Source organism: Kosakonia sp. PSU_27, from assembly GCF_039409795.1.
Classification (GTDB): Bacteria; Pseudomonadota; Gammaproteobacteria; order Enterobacterales; family Enterobacteriaceae; genus Kosakonia.
The window spans coordinates 242,981-261,107 of the sequence record NZ_JBCIVK010000002.1; the positions used below are offsets into that span (position 1 = coordinate 242,981).

Below are 18,127 nucleotides of genomic sequence, written 5' to 3' on the forward strand. Positions count from 1 at the left end.
ACCCTCCGCGTTACGCGATTAATGCACACTTTTTGCCTGGCCGACAATCTGCTCAACGTCGCCCGTCATTTCCTGGTACGGCGTCTCGTTCGCGGTCGGTTGATCCTCTTTCAGCGCCGCCAGCGCGGTTTTCAGCGAGTAGAACGCCAGTACCACCACCACGACCATAAAGAAGATGGTCAAGCCAGCATCGAGACGGTTGTTAAACACCAGTTGCGCCAGTTGAGACTGGGTATATTGCGCCGGAATATTGCCGCTGTCGATCATCGCCTGGAACTTATTGGCGATGGCCAGGAAGCCGACTTTCGCATCCGGGCTAAAGGCTTTTTGCCAGCCTGCGGTGAGCGTACAAACCAGCAGCCAGGCAGTTGGCAGCAGTGCCACCCACGCGTAACGCTGGCGTTTCATCTTGAACAGCACCACCGCACACAGCATCAGCGCCATGCCCGCCAGCATCTGGTTGGCGATGCCAAACAGCGGCCACAGGGTGTTAATACCGCCGAGCGGATCAACCACGCCCTGATGCAGGAAGTAGCCCCACGCCAGCACGCACAGCCCGGTCGCCAGCAGGTTCGCGGGCAGCGATTCCGTGCGTTTGAGGTTCGGTGAAATCACGCCCAGCAGATCCTGCAACATAAAGCGCGCCGCGCGTGTCCCGGCATCCACCGCCGTCAGAATAAACAGCGCCTCAAACAGAATGGCGAAGTGATACCAGAACGAGACATCCATCAGACCGCCGAGCGCGCCGTGCAGGATATAAGCCATGCCCACTGCCAGCGTCGGTGCGCCGCCCGCGCGTGAAATGATCGACTGCTCGCCCACTTCGCTGGCAATCTGCCTGAGCGCATCCGGGGTGATACTAAAGCCCCAACCGCTCACCACCTGCGCCGCCGACGCTACTACATCGGTGGTGCCCGCAGGGGCTAAGACCGCCATCGGGCTGTTCATCGCAAAGTAAACGCCCGGATCGATAATGCACGCCGACACCAGCGCCATGATCGCCACGAACGACTCCATCAGCATGCCGCCGTAACCGATAAAACAAGCCTGCCCTTCGCTGGCGAGCATTTTCGGCGTGGTGCCGGAGGAAATCAGCGCATGGAAACCGGAAACCGCGCCACAGGCAATGGTAATAAACAGGAACGGGAACAGATTACCGGTCCACACCGGGCCAGTCCCATCAACAAACTTGGTCAGCGCAGGCATGGTCAGCGTCGGGCGCATGATCAGAATGCCGATCGCCAGGCCGATAATGGTGCCGATTTTCAGGAAAGTGGAAAGGTAATCACGCGGTGCCAGCAGCAGCCACACCGGCAGCACTGAGGCGACAAAACCATAGCCCACCAGCATCCACGTTAGCTGCACACCGGTGAAATCAAAGTACGGTGCAATCGCCGGGTTTGCCGCCACCCAGCCGCCAGAAATAATGGCGAACACCAGCAGCACCAGACCAATCACCGACACTTCGCCAATTCGACCGGGGCGCAGATAGCGAATGTAGATACCCATAAAAATCGCCAGCGGAATGGTAAAGGCGACGGTATAGGTTCCCCACGGGCTGTGGGTCAGCGCTTTGACAACAATCATCGCCAGCACCGCGAGGATGATCACCATGATCATAAAGGTCGCCACCAGCGCAATCACGCCAACGGTCGGCCCCATCTCCGCTTTCACCATCTCACCGAGCGAACGCCCGTCGCGACGGGTGGAGATAAATAGCACCATGAAATCCTGCACCGCACCGGCCAGCACTACGCCTGCGAGGATCCAGATCATGCCCGGCAAATACCCCATTTGCGCCGCCAGCACCGGCCCTACCAGCGGGCCTGCGCCGGCAATCGCCGCAAAATGGTGACCGAACAGCACTTTTTTGTCTGTCGGCACGTAATCAAGACCATCGTTGTAGCGCACCGCCGGAGTCATGCGAGTCGGGTCAACCTGTAGCACATTTTTAGCGATATAGAGGCCGTAAAAACGGTAAGCGATAAGGTAGATACAGACCGCGGCCACCACGATCCACAGCGCGTTGATCTGTTCGCCGCGGTTAAGCGCGATATAGCCGAGGGCGAATGCGCCAACCAGCGACAGCACGCCCCAAATAAGGTATTTCCCTGAGTTGTTCATAGCGGGTATCCGTTGAGAGACAGAGAGATGTTACATTTTGTATCTATATCAACTCGCGGATTTTAACAACTTTGAAACATGGGAAATTTGCCCTGCCACCAGGCATTTACCTGATTGTGTTAACGGGATCGCAAGAATGCGCCCTCTCCTGTCAAAGAGAGGGCGAGATTACCCCAGCACCGCCGTGCTGAGACGACAGGTGCAGCAGCGTCGGCCTTGTTCGTCAAACACCACAATTTCCCAGCTTTGGTTCTGCCGGCCAAGATGCAGCGGCTGGCAAACGCCGCGCACTTTTCCCTGCGAAACCGGGCGATGATGGGTGGCGTTTAATTCCGTGCCCACCACGCACTGGCCGTCGCGGGTCATCAGGTAGCCCGCCATCGATCCCAGCGTTTCCGCCAGCGCCGCCGAGGCACCACCGTGCAGCAGACCAAACGGTTGATGCGTGCGGCTGTCTACCGGCATTGCCGCTTCAAGGAAATCATCGCCGATGCGGGTGTAAGTAATCGCGAGATGCGCCACCAGCGTGTTGGCGCTTGTCGCGTTCAGTTCATCAAGGGTTAAATGACGTTTCCAGATCATCTACGCCCCCAGCGTCGAGCCGCCATCCACCACGATATCCTGCAATGTGATATGGCTTGCCAGATCGGAAGCGAGGAACAAAATGGTGTTCGCCACTTCCTGCGGGCGGGCGATTTTCCCCAGCGGGATGCCGAGCTTGAACTGCTCGCCAAAACCGCGAATACGCTGTTGTTCGGCGTCATCGCTCACCCACAGCAAACGCTGCATGTCGGTGTCGGTCGATCCTGGTGAAACCACATTGCAACGTACATGGCTTGCCGCCAGCTCAAGGCCAACGGTGAGCGCCAGGCTTTTGAGCGCCGCTTTCGATGCGCCATAGGCGCTCATGCCGATACGCGGCGTGTGCGCCGCGTCGGATGCGACGGTGACAATCGCCCCGCTCTGCTGACGGCGAAATTGCGCCATCGTCTGCTGAAACAGGTTAAACGCCCCACCGACGTTAACAGCGAAGGTGTTGTGCCAGGCGTCTGGTGTCAGTTCATCGGTGGCGGCCATGTGCAACACCCCGGCGGCGTTGACCAGCACATCCAGCCGCTCGCATTGCGCCAGCACGCGCTGGCATACCACCTGTACTTGTCCGGCGTCAGCAACGTCCAGCACTTCACAGGAGAAAGGGTAATCCGTGCCGCCAAAGGCGAGATCGAAACCGATCACGTGCGCGCCCGCCCCGACAAACGCCTTCGCTGTGGCATAACCGATGCCTTTACCGGCCCCGGTCACCCAGACAATTTTGCCGGTAAAATCCAGACCAACCATTACTTCACCTCACGCGAAAGCAGCGTCCACCAGGCGTCAATGGTCGGGTTTTTCGCCAGCATCACAAAGTCGATATCGCCATGTACTTTGCGCCAGCGCGCGGCGAGCGCCATCATGCGCACGGAATCGAGGCCGTAGTCGATGAGATTCTCGTCATCTAACGGTTCGTCGGACTCATCCAGCAGCGGCAGGATCAGCGTGCGTAATGCCGCTTTGCTGCCCGGCACAGGCAGTAATTCTTGCGTCATCACCACGCGACCAGCACGCCCGGCGACATAATTAAGCGACATCAAATGCTCTTCGCGGCTGAAATCCGCCAGCGCGTCGGCAACCATAAACGGTTTGATATCGCGCATAAACGCATCGGTGGCGGTGGTCATGCAGCCAATGTGTGAATACACCCCGGTGATGAGTAACTGGTTACGGCCGGTCTCTTTGAGCATCTGCTCCAGCGGCGAGCGGTGAAACGCGCTGTAGCGCCACTTCACCAGCACGGTGTCGGCCTCATCCGGCGCGAGCGCAGCAACAATTTTTTGCTGCTCCGGCGAGCGGGTTAAGCCTGGCCCCCACATATCGTTGAGCAGCGCGCGGTCTTCATCGTTCTGCTCTTTCGGCTGCGCGGTGTAGTACACGGGAATAGCGTTTTGCTTGCAGAAATCACGCAGTGCGGCGATGTTCGCCACCACTTGCTGCATCATCGGGCAGTTTTCGCCCCAGAAGTTAACAAAGTAATCCTGCATATCGTGGATCAGCAGCGCCGCACGTTCCGGCTCAAACGGCCAGCTCACTTTGTTTTGCGGGATATCGGCCGCGCCAGGCAGCGCGTAGCCCTGTAGTTTTGGAATCGCCATCTTCTCTCCTTTACGCCGGTGCGCGTTGCGCTAACCACTGACGTAACTGTTTTTTATCGACCTTACCCACCGGCGTCAGCGGCAGCGCGTCCACGCACTCCACACGATCCGGCAGTTTGAACTCGGCAACGCCCTGCTCGCGCAGAAAGCGGCGGACAGCTACCGCGCGCAGCGGCGTTTTCACCACCAGGTAAGCGCAGCTTTTTTCACCCAGCAGGCTGTCTTCCATGCTGACCAGCGCGGCGTGGATCACCGACTCATGGCGCAGCAGCAGGTTTTCGATCTCCTCGGCGGCAATCTTCTCGCCCCCACGGTTGATTTGATCTTTTTCCCGCCCCTGCACGGTGATATAGCCCTGTTCGTCGATCGAAATCAGATCGCCGGAGCAGTAAAAACCGTGTTCGTCAAAGGCGCTGGCATTGTGTTCCGGGCTGTTAAAGTAGCCGCGAAAGGTGTACGGACCGCGCGTCATCAGGCGGCCAATGTGGCCTGGCGGCAGCAGATTGCCGTTTTCATCCGCCACCCACACTTCATCATCCGGGCACATCGGGCGGCCTTGCGTGTTGATAATGCGGTCAAAGGGATCGTCCAGACGGGTGTAGTTCACCAGCCCTTCCGCCATGCCAAATACCTGCTGCAACTGGCAGCCGATCTCCGCCGGAATACGCGCCGCAAGCGTTGCCGATAAACGCGCCCCGCCGACCTGCAACAGCCGCAGCGAGGCGAGTTGCGCATTGCTGCCCCACTCGGCGATCGCCTGTAACCACAGACTTACCGCCGGCGGTACCAGCGCGGTAACGTTAATCTGGTGTTTTTCAATCAGCGGGAAGCAGAGCGTGGCGCTCGGATCGGCAGCCAGCACCACGCAGCCTCCGGCGTGGAAGACACCAAGCGCGCCGGGTGAACTCAACGGGTAGTTGTGCGCCGCCGGCAGCGCGCAGAGGTAACGGGTTTGCGCGTTAAATCCGCAGATCTCGTTACTGCGCACAATGCTGTAGTAGTAATCATTGTGCGTGCGCGGAATGAGTTTCGGCGTGCCGGTGCTGCCACCGGAAAGCTGGAAAAACGCCACTTCATCGGCAGGCGTTGGCGTGGCGATAAAATTATCCGCCGGGCGGGCAATGGCGTTTTCCAGCGCCTGCTCGCCGCTGTCGCCGTGCAGCAGTACGGTGCGCACCGACGGGTGCTGTGCAACAAACGCGGCGAGGAAATGGTCATTCTCAAACAGCGTGTGGGCGCGATCGGCAATCAGCAGCGCCGGCGCGATTTGCGCGGCATACGCGTTCAATTCGCTGCGCTGGTGGCTGAACAGCGCATTCACTGGCGCCACGCCGATTTTCAGCAGAGCGAAGAAAACAATGTAGAACTCGCTGACGTTGCCCAGTTGCACCAGCGCGGTTTCGCCGCGCTTGATGCCTTGCGCCTGTAACGCCGAGGCCAGATTGTCTGCGGCATCGTTAAGCTGGCGGTAGCTCAAGCGGCGTTCGCCCTCGATCACCGCCGTGGCATCACTGCGCGCGTGGCGGGTCAAAATATCGGTCAGCGGTAAATCCTGCCAGTAGCCCTTTTCACGGTAACGCTCGGCGAACTCGTGCGGCCAGCGGGTAAACGGAATGGTCATGGTTGATCCTCAGTGCAAACCAAATGCGTTCAGCATGGTGGTCAGCTTGACGCCAGTTTCGCGCCACTCGGAAAGCGGCGAAGAGGCCGGAACAATCCCGGCACCGGCGAACAGACGAACATGGTTATCGTGAAGCCGCGCACAGCGAATAGTGACCACCCACTCGCCGTTACCCTCGGCGTCGCACCAGCCAACGATGCCGCCAAACAGCTCACGGTTGAAGGGCTCCAGCTCGGCAATCACCTGTTTCGCCACCTGGTGCGGGAAGCCGCTCAGCGCGGGCGTCGGGTGCAGCAGGCACGCCAGCGTCAGCGCGTTTTCCCCGGCGACTGCAGTGCCGGTAATCGGCGTGGCCAGGTGCCATAAAGTGGGGGTAGTGACCAGTTGCGGTGATTCCGGCAATGTCAGGGTTTGGCTGCGCGGCTGCAGCACGTTTTTCATCGCCTGCGTCACCAGTTCGTGCTCGTGCCGATCTTTTTCCGAAGCCAGCAGCTTGTTACCCGCTTCGCGGTCAAGAATGTCGTCCGGCTGGCGACGGGCGGAACCGGCTAACGGCAGCGAACTGAAGTGCTCCTGCTCTTTGCGCAGCAACAGTTCCGGGCTTGCGCCCAGCAGTACGCCGCCATCCGGTAGCGGAACGTGGAAGTTGTAACTGGCCGGGTTCTGGGCAATCAGGCGCTCTAACAGCACGCCGCTGTTGATACGGCGGTCGGTGGTTAACTCAATCAGACGCGAGAGCACCACTTTGTCGACTTCCGGCGTGGCGGTGCGCGCGGCGGCATTCGCCACCATCTGCATAAAAGTCTCCTGCGGTGGGATCGCCTGCTGCGCCGTGACGTTCGGCATCGCGCCACTGGTGAAATAGCGCGCGGATCGCTGTTTCTCGGGGCGGGAGAAAGTTTGCCAGCTGTACGGGATAAACAGCGCAGATGGCTGGGTGGTGTCGAAGGGGATCGCGCCAACCATCACCGGGTGGGCAATGCCCTGCGCTTTCGCATCGGCAAACGCCTGAGCCAGTTTTTGCTGGAAAGCACTCTCGGGCGCATCGCCGCCCGCGGCAGGCTCGCAAAAACGCGCCACGCACCCGGAGGTGGTGAAACTGCGGTACGGCGACATAAAGAAAAACTGATCCGCGGCCAGCGTCTTTGCAGACTGCCGGGTTTCCTCAGCCAGGGACGTATCCATATCATCCTCCAACAGTGATAAATTAACTAATAATGATTATCATTTGTGTTTTTGAGTCGGTAAGATAAAAAGTTATTGCCCGCTCTGTCAACAGCAGATTGTTCTCTCGCGCGGCGAATGCTTGCATCTGCTTCATTCAGATATGAAAATGAGAAGCATTAACTTCAACAAAAACAGGATATGCGTTGTGAAATGCTCTTTTTTGCGCTGTAAGCCCTTAGTGTTTTTAGGAATTTTTGTTTTAGGAATTACCTCAGCGATGGCGGCAGAGTGGCCTCGCCAGGTCACGGACAGCCGTGGAACGCACACGCTACCGACTAAGCCGCTGCGTATTGTTTCCACCAGCGTGACGCTCACCGGTTCGCTACTGGCGATTGACGCGCCGGTTATCGCCAGCGGCGCGACCACGCCAAATAACCGTTTTGCCGACGAACAAGGCTTTTTGCGCCAGTGGGGGGAAATTGCCCGGCAGCGTAATGTCGCGCGGCTTTACATTGGGGAACCCAACGCTGAAGCCGTCGCTGCACAAATGCCGGATTTAATCCTGATCAGCGCCACCGGCGGCGACTCCGCGTTGCCGCTGTATGATCAGCTATCAACCATCGCCCCGACGCTTATCATCAACTACGACGACAAAAGCTGGCAGGCGCTGTTAACGCAGCTTGGTGAAATCACCGGTCACGAAAAAGAGGCAGCAGCGCGTATCAGCCAGTTCAATCAACAGCTTGCGGACGTTAAAGCACGCATGAAACTGCCGCCGCAGCCGGTCAGCGCGCTGGTCTATACCCCGGCGGCACACAGTGCCAATCTGTGGACTGAAGATTCCGCGCAGGGCCAATTGATGCAGCAACTGGGCTTTACCCTCGCGCCGTTACCGGCGAATCTGCACGCCAGTCAGAGCCAGGGGAAACGTCATGACATTGTCCAGTTAGGCGGCGAGAATCTGGCCGCCGGGCTGAATGGCGAAGCGCTGTTCCTGTTTGCCAGCGACCAGAAAGACGCGGATGCGCTCAGCCAGAACCCGCTGCTGGCGCACCTGCCTGCGGTGCAAGATCACCGCGTGTACGCACTCGGCGCGGAAACTTTCCGCCTTGATTACTACAGCGCCACCCGCGTGTTACAACGCCTGGCGGCGCTGTTTGGTTAATCAGGCTTCGGCGGCGGGCTGCACCTGGCGAAAACGCCGCAGCTCGCCGAGCACCACCACCAGCAACACGCCCACTATCGCCAGCACAAAACCGCTGATACTCGCCGATGCGGCGGGCGTCATCATTGACCCCATCGCGCCCAGCAGCGCGGCACCAATGGCGTCACCCGTGACGTTTTGCGCCGTCCATAAACCGTTAATTCGCCCGAGCATCGCTTCCGGGGTTTGCGTTTGCAGCAGCGTGTATTGCAACAGTGAACTCACCGCCGTCAGCCAGCCGCACAGCGCCAGAAACAGCACGCCCAGCGCCCAGACGGGCATCAGGCTGAATAAACCGATGGCGATAAACGCGCCAACGGACGCCAGCAGCATAATCACGCCGGGGCGCTCACTGTGCGCCAGCTTGCCGCTGGTTAACGCGCCAATGGCCGCACCGAGCGGCAGCGCGGCATACAGCAAGCCAATTTCTGCCGCCGACATGTTCCAGCTTATCGCCAGCGCCGGGTAGAGCACGCGCACCGCGCTTGCCATCGTCAATAACCCACCAAGCAGCGCGATGCCGCCAATCAAAGGGTTGTGCAGTAAAAATTGCAGGGCGCTAAGTAGCGATTTCAGCGGGTGCTCGCGCGGTTGTGGAGGTGGCGGTAATGCAGGCAGGCTCAGTAACGGCAACAAGGTGGTAAACGTGCCCGCCGCCGCCAGCCCGTAGTTCCACGCCACGCCGCCGGTTGCCAGCAGCAAACCGCCGCACATTGGCGAAATAACGGAACCCAGCCGCACCGTCAGCATAGTAATTGCGCCAGCGTGCATCAGGTTTTCCCGCCCGACCAACGCAGGTGTCGCCGCCAGCAGCGCCGTTACGCCCAGCGCGCCGAAAAAACCATCCCACAAACCGAGCAGATAAATTGCCAGCAGCGAAGGCTCCGGCAACAACGCATTCAGATACAGGCCGATAAAACCGACGCCGCAGGTGGAACGCGCCAGCAGAATCAGTTTCTTGCGTTCAAAACGATCCGCCAGAACACCACCAAACATCAGGCCGACGAACATGGCGCTGCCGGTCAGCGTAACGGCAAGGCCAACTTGCCAGCTGGAGTGGGTCATCGCCTGGATTTGTACCGGCACCGCTACGCCCAACAAGCCCAGCGAGAGAATCGAGATAAAACGCGCCAGAAATACCGCGCGAAAAGCCGGATGCGTACGCAGCAGACTCAGGTTCAACAGCCAGGATTGTTGCTTCATTCCAATGCCTTAAATACACACTTTCTATGTCCATTCGCAGGCTGTGCATGGTAACATACCAAAACAAGATCGATAACGATAATTAATATCATTATCAAATTTGGGACGTTTTATGTCGTGTTCTGCTTTCCCGGCGCGCCCCGTTACCCTCGCCGGGTTATTGATATTGCTGGTTGTCGCCGTTGCACTCAGCCTGTTTATTGGCGCAAAACCTCTGCCCGCCGCGGTCATCATCGACGCCCTCACTGGCGTCTGTCAGAGCGCGGACTGCACCATCGTCAACGATGCCCGTTTGCCGCGAACGCTGGCAGGTTTACTCGCGGGCGGCGCACTGGGCATTGCCGGGGCGTTAATGCAAACGCTCACGAGAAATCCGCTCGCCGATCCAGGCTTACTCGGCGTTAACGCCGGTGCCAGCTTCGCCATTGTGCTCGGCGCGGCGCTGCTGGGCGCTGTCTCCCCTGTCGAACAATTACTGCTCGCCTTTTGCGGCGCACTGGCGGCGTCGCTGCTGGTCGCTTTTACCGGCAGCCAGGGCGGTGGGCAACTCAGCCCGGTTCGCCTGACGCTGGCGGGCGTGGCACTGGCGGCGGTGCTGGAAGGATTATCCAGCGGTATTTCATTGCTTAACGCCGACGTTTATGACCAGTTGCGCTTCTGGCAGGCCGGTTCGCTGGATATCCGCACCCTGCAAACGCTAAAAATTGTTCTGATCCCGGTGCTGCTGGCAGCGCTCATGGCGTTGATGCTGAGCCGCGCGCTTAATAGCCTGAGCCTCGGCAGCGACACCGCCACGGCGCTGGGCAGCCGCGTGGCGCGCACGCAGTTGCTCGGTTTAGTGGTGATCACGGTGCTGTGCGGCAGCGCGACGGCGGTTGTCGGCCCGATTGCCTTTATCGGCCTGATGATGCCGCACATGGCGCGCTGGCTGGTGGGCGCGGATCACCGCTGGTCGCTGCCGGTCACCCTGATTGCCACCCCTGCCCTGTTACTGTTTGCCGATATCATTGGCCGCCTGCTGGTGCCGGGCGAACTGCGGGTTTCCGTGGTCAGTGCCTTTATCGGCGCGCCGGTATTGATCGTGCTGGTGCGCCGCGCACGCGGAGGCAACTTATGATGGCACCCTCCCGCCGCCTGCTCGGCAGTTGCGTGTTTATGGTTATCGCCGCGTTGCTTTTAGCCAGCTGGGGTTTACGCAGCGGTTCGGTGACGCTGGCATTTTCACAGGTGCTTGACGTGCTCACCGGCGACGCGCCGCGTGCCATGCAACGGGTCGTGATGGAGTGGCGCTTGCCGCGCGTGCTGATGGCGCTGCTGGTGGGCGCAGCGCTTGGTGTGAGCGGCGCGATTTTCCAGTCGCTGATGCGTAACCCACTCGGCAGCCCGGATGTGATGGGTTTTAACACCGGTGCATGGAGCGGCGTGCTGGTGGCGATGGTGCTGTTTGGTCAGCATCTGGCCGCTATCGCACTGGCGGCGATGGTCGGCGGTATGCTCACTTCGCTGGTGGTCTGGCTACTGGCCTGGCGCAACGGCATTGAGACATTCCGCTTGATCATCGTCGGTATTGGCGTGCGCGCGATGCTGGTGGCGTTTAATACCTGGCTGTTGCTGCATGCCTCGCTGGAAACCGCGCTCTCCGCCGGGCTGTGGAACGCCGGGTCGCTCAATGGCCTGACCTGGGCGAAAACCGTCCCTTCCGCACCGATCATGCTGGTGATGTTTCTTTTTGCCGCCCTGCTGGCGCGCCGTATGCGGCTACTGGAAATGGGCGATGACAGCGCCTGTGCGCTCGGTGTCAGCGTTGAGCGTTCGCGACTGATGCTGATGCTGGTGGCCGTTGCACTCACCGCCGCCGCAACAGCACTGGCGGGGCCGATTTCGTTTATCGCACTGGTCGCGCCACATATTGCCCGTCGCGTCAGCGCCACTGCACGCTGGGGATTAACCCAGTCCGCGCTGTGCGGTGCGTTGTTGTTGTTGCTGGCGGATATGATTGCCCAGCAAGGTTTTACGCCTTATCAGTTGCCGGTCGGCGTGGTGACCGTCAGCCTCGGTGGCATTTACCTTATCGCCTTGTTAATTCAGGAGTCTCGCAAGAAATGACCGATTTATCTGCCCGTTTGCGCGGCGAAGCGCTCACCCTTGGCTACGGCAAAAAAGTGGTGGCCGAACACTTAAGCGTGGCGATCCCCGACGGCCATTTTACCGCCATTATCGGCCCTAACGGTTGCGGGAAATCCACCTTACTGCGCACGCTGAGCCGCCTGATGACGCCCGCGCAGGGCCATGTTTATCTTGATGGCGAGCAGATCCAGCGCTATGCCAGCAAAGAAGTGGCACGCCGTATAGGGTTGCTTGCACAAAACGCCACCACGCCCGGCGATATCACCGTGCAGGAACTGGTCGCTCGCGGGCGCTATCCGCACCAGCCGCTGTTCACCCGCTGGCGCAAAGAGGATGACGAGGCGGTGCAGCGGGCGATGCGGGCCACCGGGGTGGAAAGCCTGGCTAGGCAGAGTGTCGATACGCTCTCCGGCGGGCAACGCCAGCGCGCATGGATTGCCATGGTGCTGGCGCAAGAGACGGCGATCATGCTGCTTGATGAGCCAACAACTTGGCTGGATATCAGCTACCAGATCGACTTGCTGGAACTGTTGAGTGAGTTGAATCGCGAGCAGGGCTACACGCTGGCAGCAGTGCTGCATGATTTGAACCAGGCTTGCCGCTACGCCACGCATCTGATTGCGCTGCGCGACGGCAAAATTGTGGCGCAGGGCGCGCCAAAAGAGATTGTGACCGCCGAGCTGATTGAGGCGGTGTATGGCATGCGCTGCATGATCATTGACGATCCCATCGCCCATACCCCGCTGGTGGTGCCGCTCGGGCGTTGCGGCAGATAAATGCATTGCGGGTGATGTTTACCCGATATTTGGTGTGGTGACGGTTGTGTTCCGTTCACCAGACGTATCCTGTTTCAGCGGTTCAACAGGCGCAGAAACAGGACAAAGGGGCCTGTATGCCCCTTATAAATGCAGAAGCGTCGGGTCTTTCCCTATTCCCCCAAAATTTCCCTTAACACCGGCCCAATATGCTCAAACGCCTGCGGCGAGATAATCTCGACGTGGGCGCAATCCTGACGATAAACCTCCAGTTCACGAACCCACGGTGCCCAGGTTGTGTGCGGATCGGTGCCTGCGGGTAAGGTGCGCCCGGCGACAAACAGCGTTGCTTTCCCGTCAAATGGCAGGCTGTGGGCGGTGGTCAGCAAGCGAACCGCATCGGCATAGTTGCCCTCGATAACGGAGAACAGCTCGCCGGAGGCTTGCCCCTGCTGCGCGGCGAGAAACGCCTGACGCTCGCGTTCAATCTCTGCCAGCACTTCCGGGTCCAGCCCGTTTGCCTCTTTTTCTGCCCAGTTTTGCGTTTCCGGCGGCCAGGTATCGAGCAGCCCGAGGAATGCCACGTCCTCACCCCGCTGCCGCAGACGCGCGGCAATGCCCTGCGCTAACGTGCCGCCGAGCGAATACCCGAGCAGGTAATACGGCCCGTGCGGCTGCTGCGCAAGTAGCGTCGCCAGGTGTTGCTCACAGGCTTCGTCTAACGTCGCGGCCTGTTGCAGCGGGCCATCCGGTCGCGGTGACTGAATACCGGTGATCGACCAGCGCGGCGCAAGGTGACGGGCCAGCACGCTAAACTGCCAGGCAAAACCGGACGCCGGATGGAAGCAAAACAGGGTCGGCCCGTCGCTTTGCCGCAATGGTAGCAAGGTTTCCAGCCCCAGCCGCCCGGTCTGCTCCGCCGAAAGCACTTGTTCGAGCAACGCGGCAAGTTTTTCTACCGTGGAAGCGACCATGATTTGCCCTGGCGTGACCTGCCGTTCGCACTCGCGGCTCAGTTGCGCCGCCAGGCGCATCGCCAGCAACGAATGCCCACCGAGCGCGAAGAAATCCGCCTGCGCGTCGTTCACTTCGCATCCGAGCAAACCGGAAAATGCCTGCGCGATCAGCGTTTCCATACCGCCGTTGAGCGGGCGGCCGCCCTGCTGCACCGCCAGTTCAGGCAGTGGTAACGCTTTTCTGTCGAGTTTACCGTTGGCGCTCAGCGGCAACGCGTCCAGTTGCACCAGCAACACCGGCACCATATGCGGCGGCAGTTGCTCACGCAGTTGCGCCAGTAGCGCCGTTGTCTCCAGCGGCTGTCCGGAGGCAGAAACCACATAACCGACTAACTGGCGTGCATCGCCGCCGCTGGCGGCAGCCTGATTGAAGACACAGGCATGCGATACCGCCTGAGCCACGTCTGGCAGCGCCAGCATGGCACGGTCGATTTCACCTAATTCAATGCGCTGACCGCGAATTTTCAGCTGGTCGTCGCTGCGCCCGAGGTATTCAACCGCGCCATTTTCCAGCCAGCGCGCGACATCACCGGTGCGATACATGCGTTCGCCTGCGGCAAACGGATCGGCGATAAAGCGGCTGGCGGTGAGATCCGGGCGACCAAGATAGCCCTGCGCCAGCTGGATGCCAGTGAGGTAGAGATCGCCCGCCACGCCCGGCGGCACCGGACGCATCATCGCATCCAGAATGCGCAGCCCGGTGTTCCAGACCGGGAAACCAATCGGCACGCTGTTGCCGCGTACACCCGCCAGCGCTTCGCCATAAGCCGGATACCAGCTCACATCCACAGCCGCTTCCGTCGGGCCGTATAAATTATGCAGCGGCGCGCCAGTCAGCTGCTGCCATTCGCGACAGAGCTCGGCAGGCAGCGCTTCGCCACTACAGAACACCTGTTTTAGCGTGCGGCAACTGCGCTTTGCACTTTCCGGCGTGAGTGAGGCGACAAACGCAGCCAACATCGACGGCACAAAATGCGTGGTGGTCACGCCGTAATGGGTAAAGAAGTCCTGCAACGCTTGTGGATCGCGGTGCGCATCCGGTTCCGCCATCACCAGCTTTGCCCCGGCGATAAACGGCCACCAGAACTCCCACACCGACACGTCAAAACTGCACGGCGTTTTCTGCGCCACCACATCCTGCGCGGTGAGCGGGTAGCTTTCCTGCATCCACAGCAGACGGTTGACGATGGCGGTTTGCCCGACCATCACCCCTTTTGGCCGCCCGGTGGAGCCAGAGGTGAAAATGATGTACGCGGTATGCTCCGGACGCGCCAGATTGAGCGCGTCGCTGCCGTGGGTTTCCAGCGGGGCTTCGTAGCAGAAATGACGAAGCGCGGGAATATCGACAAAGCGCGCCCGTTGGTTCTGCGCAGTGATCAGCAGACGCGGTTTGGCATCGTCGAGCATCATTTTCAGCCGCTCGTCCGGGTAACCGGTATCCAGCGGTAGCCAGGCGGCACCCGCTTCGACAATACCGTGTAGCGCCAGCGTCAGGAACACCGAGCGCGGCAGCGCCACCGCCACGCTGTCGCCGGGCTGAACACCAAGCTGGCGAAGCTGGTGCGCCAGCGCCACAACCTGCTCGCGCATTTCGCGATAGCTAAATTGCCACTGCGCATCTGCCAGCGCGGGTGCATCCGGCGTTTTCGCCGCCTGCGCGGCAACCAGCGCGCTTAAGGTGGTAGTCGGCAGTATCTTGCCGGTATCGTTAATGTCTGCCAGCCGCTGCGCTTCTGGCGATAAGAGCAACTCAGCATCACCGCAGCGCAGATGTGGATTTTCGGCAAACTGCCTGAGCAAATGCCCCAGCCGCCCGACGTGTGTTTTTAAGGTGGATTCATCATAACGGCTGCGGTTCGCCAGCACTTCCAGCGATAACCCGCCCTCTTCGTGCGGGAACAGAGCGATTTCCAGATCGTTCACGGGGCCGGTTGCCAGCGTGTGCGTGGTGCCTTTAATGCCATCAACATCCAGCAGATAATCAAACATTTTGACGTTAAATACCGGGCCGAACAGCGGCTCGTCGCCCGCTGCACGCCCGACGTCACGCACAATTTGCTCGGCGTCATAACGCTGGTGGCGACGCATCGCTTTCAGGCTGCCCGCAAACGTTGTCGCCAGCGCGGAGAGCGTTTGAGTACCATCCAGATGAATGCCCAGCGGCAGTACGTTGAGCACCGGCCCGGTAGCGGTTAACGCCGCCGAGCCCATGCGGCGCATAAAGATAAACCCGGCGGCATAGTCGGTGCGTCCGCATAGCCGACCAAGCCACAGTGCGGCCAGCGCCAGCGCCAGATCGGCGGGTGAATTGTGGCTAAAAGCCTGGGTTACGCGGCAAAATGCCCCGGCATCCATCGCCACGTTGAGACGTAAAATATCGGTTGTTGCCGCGCGCCCCGGCAGTGGCGTGTCGGAAAGGGAGACCGGAGAGGGTAACGCGCTGCGCTGCTGCGCCCAAAAAGCGCGGTCACGCTGCCAGGCATCGCTTTCACGGTAGCGCTGATACTCTTCCACCACCCCGGCAAACGGTGTAAAGGGCGATGCCGGTGTTGCCTCACCGCGTCGCCATGCGCTGTAAATGGCGGCAATCTGGCGGGTAATGGCCGGAAAACTGAAGCCATCAACCAGTAAATGGTGATAACGCTGATACCAGTACCAGTGCTGCTCGCCCACGCGTAACAGTTGGTGGCAAACCAGCGGATTACCACTCTCCACGCGCAGGTTTTGCGCCAGGTCGGCCTGCATTATCTGTAATGCAGCAGCGTGCGGTTGGCGGCTGTCACACAGATCGACGATCGTCGGCAGGGCAAAGACATGAGCCTCGTCGACCCACTGCCACACTTCGCCGTTCTCCTCTTCAAAGCGCATACGCAGCGTATCGGCCTGCGACAAACCGCTGGCAATCGCCTGTGCCAGCAGCGCGGCGTCGATATCGCCCTTCAGTTCAACATAGTGCGCCACGCTCCAGGCGTTGGGCAGCGTGGAGAGTTTTTCCGCCATCCAGATCCCCGGCTGTGCGGCGACCAGCGGTAAACGTTGGGTCATTTTCCGCTCCTCATTGCGCATGGTGCGCCGGGGTTAATGTTTGCCAGTTTGCCGCCAGCCAGGCGTTGCAGTCGTCCTGCGGTTGCGGCTCGCACACCACGTTCCAGCCTGCGGGAAGCGCGCACTGCGCGGGCCACAGGCTGAACTGCCGCCGGGTATTTTGCAGAATATAAAATTGCCCTTGCGGGTTATCGAAGGGGTTGGTGAATTCCATAGCAAACTCCTGTCGTAGAAAGGTGCGATTAACGGGCGCGGGTAAGCGGCTGCCAGAGGGTGATAAGCCCGGAGGTCAGCCCGCCGCGCCAGCAAAGCGCATCGTGTCCGCCGTCAACCTGACGCCAGAAAACCGACTGCTGTGTGCGTTGTAACAGGGGAAAAAGCGCCTCGTTGGCGCGAAAAATCAGCGGTTCGCGCACCCCGGCCTCCAGCACAATGCGCAGGCCCTGCGGGTTCAACTCACCGTTTTTAAGTTGTTCGATAATGATGCCGTCACGCTCGCCGCCGCGATGCGGCCACCAGAACGATCCGGACTGGCTCAACACGCAGCCAAACCGCTGCGGCCAGTGCAGCGCGGCATAAAGTGACGACAGGCCGCCAAAACTCTGCCCGGCCACCACGGTGCGATCCGCGCTGTCGCTGAACGGCGCAATGGCACGGACCTGCGGTAATAACTCGTCCTGTACCGCCAGCCAGAAATCGGCATTGCACGGCAGCTCCTGGCTGCGGTGGGTGTTATCAATCACATCAATCAGCACATACACCGCCTCCGGCAATTGCCCGGTGTTGGTCAATGCAGCCAGCGCAGGCCATACCGGCATACTTTGCGCCCAAAACTGCCCGTCGAGCAGGATCGCCAGCGGGCGTTCAGCGCTATGGCTGTTGCCGGTAGTGTAAACCCAGACGCGGCGCGTGTTGTTCAGGCGCGCACTGCGCCATTGCAGGCGCTGCGGTTCGTTGAATGGCGTATCCGTTTCGCGCCAGCCAGGCTGTAACGGTGCATCGGGCATTTCCAGCGCCGAAACGGGATGGCCACGCCCGCCGCGCCAGCTTTGCGGATTGAGCGGATCGCCAATCGCGCGCGGCAATAGTTTTCGCCAGCCTTCGCGCAGCGCGGTGCGATCCGGCGGCGTAAGCGTGAAAACGTCGGCGGCGAAATCGTCGCTGTTTTGCGAAGGAATCAAGCAGTAGCTGCCGCGCCAGCTGGCGGCAAGCGTGGTTTTCCAGTACCAGACATCGGTTCCGGCAATGCGCGTCAGCGATTGCGGCGTCGATTTTTGATGGTGATCGGTCACGCCGGTAATGTAGATCCACACCTGGCGTACGCGGGAGGTTGCTTCTGTCCCGGCGGGATCGCGCCACCAGAAAGTGACCTCATAATTTCCCTGCGCGTTTTTGACCCATTCGGGCCCCTGTTTCGACTCCCACCAGGCATCACTTCCCGTTGTTGACGTCACGGCTTTCACCTCAAATATGCTGTGGAAATTTTTGCTTGCAGATCAAAAAATATCGATAATATTATTGATAATTATTTTCATTTGCAATAGCGTGTTGGCGCGCTGTGGGAAGCGCGTCTTTCACTTAAAACGGCCGCCGTGGGCGAATTTTCTCAGGAATGAGCGCCTCGCTACGAGCTGGCTTCATCATGCTGCCTCCTCTCCCCTGGGAAAGGAATTGCC

General features: G+C 60.0%; 14 protein-coding genes. 4 read left to right on the forward strand and 10 right to left on the reverse strand.

Annotation, left to right across the window (positions count from 1 at the left end; translation table 11 throughout):
- Window positions 1-18: 18 nt before the first annotated feature.
- From cstA to entC, 6 genes are all read right to left on the reverse strand, one after another.
- The gene (gene cstA / locus AAIG26_RS04940) at window positions 19-2,124 is read right to left on the reverse strand and encodes a pyruvate/proton symporter CstA (protein ID WP_045508832.1); all 2,106 of its coding nucleotides are present in this window, start codon (window positions 2,122-2,124) and stop codon (window positions 19-21) included.
- 168 nt (window positions 2,125-2,292) lie between these two features.
- Window positions 2,293-2,706 carry a proofreading thioesterase EntH gene (gene entH / locus AAIG26_RS04945; protein WP_343180111.1) on the reverse strand — a complete coding sequence of 138 codons (414 nt, stop codon included), beginning with the start codon at window positions 2,704-2,706 and terminating at the stop codon, window positions 2,293-2,295.
- On the reverse strand, window positions 2,707-3,462 hold the full coding sequence (gene entA, locus AAIG26_RS04950; protein ID WP_343180112.1) for a 2,3-dihydro-2,3-dihydroxybenzoate dehydrogenase EntA: 756 nt from the start codon (window positions 3,460-3,462) through the stop codon (window positions 2,707-2,709). It lies immediately after the preceding gene.
- Window positions 3,462-4,313, reverse strand: a complete 852-nt coding sequence (locus AAIG26_RS04955; RefSeq protein ID WP_343180113.1) for an isochorismatase — start codon at window positions 4,311-4,313, stop codon at window positions 3,462-3,464. Before AAIG26_RS04955 ends, entA begins: the two co-directional genes overlap by 1 nt.
- A gap of 10 nt (window positions 4,314-4,323) precedes the next feature.
- Complete coding sequence (gene entE, locus AAIG26_RS04960) at window positions 4,324-5,934, reverse strand: (2,3-dihydroxybenzoyl)adenylate synthase EntE (protein ID WP_343180114.1); 1,611 nt, start codon at window positions 5,932-5,934, stop codon at window positions 4,324-4,326.
- 9 nt (window positions 5,935-5,943) lie between these two features.
- Window positions 5,944-7,119, reverse strand: coding sequence for an isochorismate synthase EntC (gene entC / locus AAIG26_RS04965; protein ID WP_343180115.1), 1,176 nt, complete (start codon window positions 7,117-7,119; stop codon window positions 5,944-5,946).
- A 259-nt stretch (window positions 7,120-7,378) separates the two neighbouring features.
- On the opposite strand from entC, the gene fepB reads away from it, so the two are divergent.
- A complete protein-coding gene (gene fepB, locus AAIG26_RS04970) occupies window positions 7,379-8,266 on the forward strand; it encodes a Fe2+-enterobactin ABC transporter substrate-binding protein (protein WP_343180116.1) in 888 nt (295 codons plus the stop codon).
- Here the strand turns inward: fepB and entS are convergent, their stop codons facing one another.
- Window positions 8,267-9,508 (reverse strand): enterobactin transporter EntS, encoded by a 1,242-nt coding sequence (entS, locus tag AAIG26_RS04975; RefSeq protein ID WP_343180117.1) that lies wholly within the window; start codon window positions 9,506-9,508, stop codon window positions 8,267-8,269. It lies immediately after the preceding gene.
- Window positions 9,509-9,620: 112 nt separating this feature from the next.
- Between entS and fepD the strand changes: the two genes are divergently transcribed.
- From fepD to fepC, 3 genes are read left to right on the forward strand one after another with little or no spacing between them, the layout of a single operon-like run.
- On the forward strand, window positions 9,621-10,625 hold the full coding sequence (gene fepD / locus AAIG26_RS04980; RefSeq protein WP_045508810.1) for a Fe(3+)-siderophore ABC transporter permease: 1,005 nt from the start codon (window positions 9,621-9,623) through the stop codon (window positions 10,623-10,625).
- Window positions 10,622-11,614: an iron-enterobactin ABC transporter permease gene (gene fepG / locus AAIG26_RS04985; RefSeq protein ID WP_097407225.1), complete on the forward strand. Its 993-nt coding sequence runs from the start codon at window positions 10,622-10,624 to the stop codon at window positions 11,612-11,614. Before fepD ends, fepG begins: the two co-directional genes overlap by 4 nt.
- Entirely contained in the window at window positions 11,611-12,411 is an 801-nt protein-coding gene (fepC, locus tag AAIG26_RS04990; protein ID WP_343180118.1) for an iron-enterobactin ABC transporter ATP-binding protein, read from the forward strand. Before fepG ends, fepC begins: the two co-directional genes overlap by 4 nt.
- 152 nt (window positions 12,412-12,563) lie before the next feature.
- Here the strand turns inward: fepC and entF are convergent, their stop codons facing one another.
- Genes entF through fes form a run of 3 tightly spaced genes read right to left on the reverse strand, consistent with a single transcriptional unit; the run spans window position 12,564 to window position 17,905 of the window.
- Window positions 12,564-16,451, reverse strand: a complete 3,888-nt coding sequence (gene entF, locus AAIG26_RS04995; protein WP_343180119.1) for an enterobactin non-ribosomal peptide synthetase EntF — start codon at window positions 16,449-16,451, stop codon at window positions 12,564-12,566.
- 10 nt (window positions 16,452-16,461) lie between these two features.
- A complete protein-coding gene (locus AAIG26_RS05000) occupies window positions 16,462-16,665 on the reverse strand; it encodes an MbtH family NRPS accessory protein (RefSeq protein WP_020456925.1) in 204 nt (67 codons plus the stop codon).
- A gap of 28 nt (window positions 16,666-16,693) precedes the next feature.
- A complete protein-coding gene (gene fes / locus AAIG26_RS05005; RefSeq protein ID WP_343180120.1) occupies window positions 16,694-17,905 on the reverse strand; it encodes an enterochelin esterase in 1,212 nt (403 codons plus the stop codon).
- Window positions 17,906-18,127 lie beyond the last annotated feature (222 nt).